The 1884-nt window shown below is 62.4% G+C and carries 3 protein-coding genes; all 3 read right to left on the minus strand.

Annotation, left to right across the window (positions count from 1 at the left end; translation table 11 throughout):
- Positions 1-368: NUDIX domain-containing protein (locus EOA29_RS34920; RefSeq protein ID WP_127222295.1), on the minus strand; the 368-nt coding region annotated here is incomplete at its 3' end.
- 207 nt (positions 369-575) lie between these two features.
- A complete protein-coding gene (gene gpt / locus EOA29_RS34925; RefSeq protein ID WP_095765134.1) occupies positions 576-1076 on the minus strand; it encodes a xanthine phosphoribosyltransferase in 501 nt (166 codons plus the stop codon).
- Positions 1077-1261: 185 nt separating this feature from the next.
- A partial coding sequence (locus EOA29_RS34930) for a universal stress protein (RefSeq protein WP_145969995.1) occupies positions 1262-1884 on the minus strand: 623 nt, incomplete at its 5' end.

Consider the following 1884-nt stretch of genomic DNA (forward strand, 5'->3'; position numbering starts at 1 on the left):
TTCCAGCCGTCGGCAACGCTGTCGACCTTGAGCGAGAACACCAGGTCCTCGCAAGGCTCTTGCTCGCCTGAAGCCAGAACCTTGGCGTAAAAGTAACGGCCGGCTTCGAGATGCGAGATGGTGCCGCGCAATCCGGCCTCTTCGCCCGCTTCCCGAGCGGCGGCCTCGCAAAGCGGCTCCCTGGCCTCTGGCCAGCCTTTGGGCAGAACCCAGCGTCCGGTGTCGCGGCTGGTGATCAGCATGATCTCGACGCCGTTTTCACCCTTGCGCCAGGGCAAGGCGGCAACCTGCAGGCGGCACGGCGCGATGCCGAAGAGTCGCCTGACTCTTTCGGCCATCTGGTTGTGCGTCGTCGGCCTCGTCAACATTGGAGAAGCTGCCCCCAGCCTCCGGAATCGTTTGCCATTTTACGAATCTTACGGCGAATTATGAGCTTTAAAAGTAAAAAACTTCACTCGTTCGGGAAAATCCCACCAGAAAAAGTCAATGTCCCAAAAGCAATTGTGTTCATCCGGTAGGATTTGAGGGGCACAAACGTGCCCTCAAAGTCGGATTCTTTGAAAATTTCTCGGTGCTCAGCCGGCGTGATCGTCGGCGATCGGCTTCTGGTAGGTGAAGCCCATGTCCCATGGAAAGTAGATCCAGGTATCCTGGCTGACCTCGGTGACGAATGTATCGACCAGAGGCCGGCCCTTCGGCTTGGCATAGACCGTCGCGAAATGCGCCTTCGGCATCATGGCGCGCACGATGCCCGCCGTCTTGCCGGTATCGGTGAGGTCGTCGATGATCAACACGCCGGCGCCGTCGTCGGCAAGCAGCGGAGGCGAGATCTCCTTTAGGACCTGCAACTGACCCTGGCTCGTGTAGTCATGGTAGGAGGCCACGCAGACGGTCTCGATGACCCGGATACCGAGCTCGCGCGCGATGATGGCCGCAGGCACCAGGCCGCCTCGGGTTATGCAGACGATCGCCTTCCACTGTCCCTTGTTGGCGCCGGAAAGCCGCCAGGAGAGCGCGCGGGCGTCACGGTGGAACTGGTCCCAGGAGACCGGAAAGGCTTTTTCAGGAAGGGACATGGTTCGCGCACTCCGCAAGCGCGCCGCGGCGCGCAAATACTATGGAATGCAGGCGGAATTAGCCGGAAAGCGCCAGGCTTGGCAAGGTGGGAGTTCGCGGTGGCTGTGGACTTACAGCGCGTCGCGCCGAAACGCGTTCAGCGTGTCTTTGTCCCGAAACCGGTTCCCACTTTCGGCAGACATGCTTATCTCGACAGGAAGGCTGCAACGTTTGCCGTGTGCAGCACGGTGCGGGTGACGCCGCCGAACAGAAGCTGGCGCAGCCAGGAGTGGCTGTAGGCGCCCAGCACCAGCAGGTCGGCGCCGGATTCGGCAATCCTTTCCTGGATGATATCGTCGACCGAGGCGCCGCTCGATTTCTGCACGCAAACGCTGACATTGGCGCCATGGCGCGATAACGCGGCCGCTATCTCGGCGCCCGCTGCCTCGGGAGCCTCATCCAGTGTCTCCGGCGGGTCGATGACGAGAATGTCGGTCTTGTCGGCTTCAATGATGAAGGGCAGGGCATCGAATGCGGCGCGAGCCGCCTCCTTGCTGCCGTTCCAGGCGAGCAGCACACGCCTGAAGGTGGTGACCAGCGGCCCGGCATGCGGCACGACAAGCACCGGCCGGCCCGCGTCATAGACCAGTGTGTCGACATCGGCGCCCGGATCGCCTCCCGTATCGCGCTGCGCGGCGATGATCAGATCCGCCGCCCGCACGCTCGATATGCCGGTCAGCGCGCTGTCGCCGGAGAAGCTTTCCAGGCTGCGCCACTCGAAGGAGAGACCGGAATCCTCAACGCGCCCGAGGAACACCGCCTGCAGCC

The organism is Mesorhizobium sp. M1E.F.Ca.ET.063.01.1.1 (genome assembly GCF_003998155.1).
Taxonomy (GTDB): Bacteria; Pseudomonadota; Alphaproteobacteria; order Rhizobiales; family Rhizobiaceae; genus Mesorhizobium.

Excerpts from the sequence above, each read along its gene's own strand:
- gpt (WP_095765134.1), bottom strand. The coding sequence starts at position 1,076 with ATGTCCCTTCCTGAAAAAGCCTTTCCGGTCTCCTGGGACCAGTTCCAC.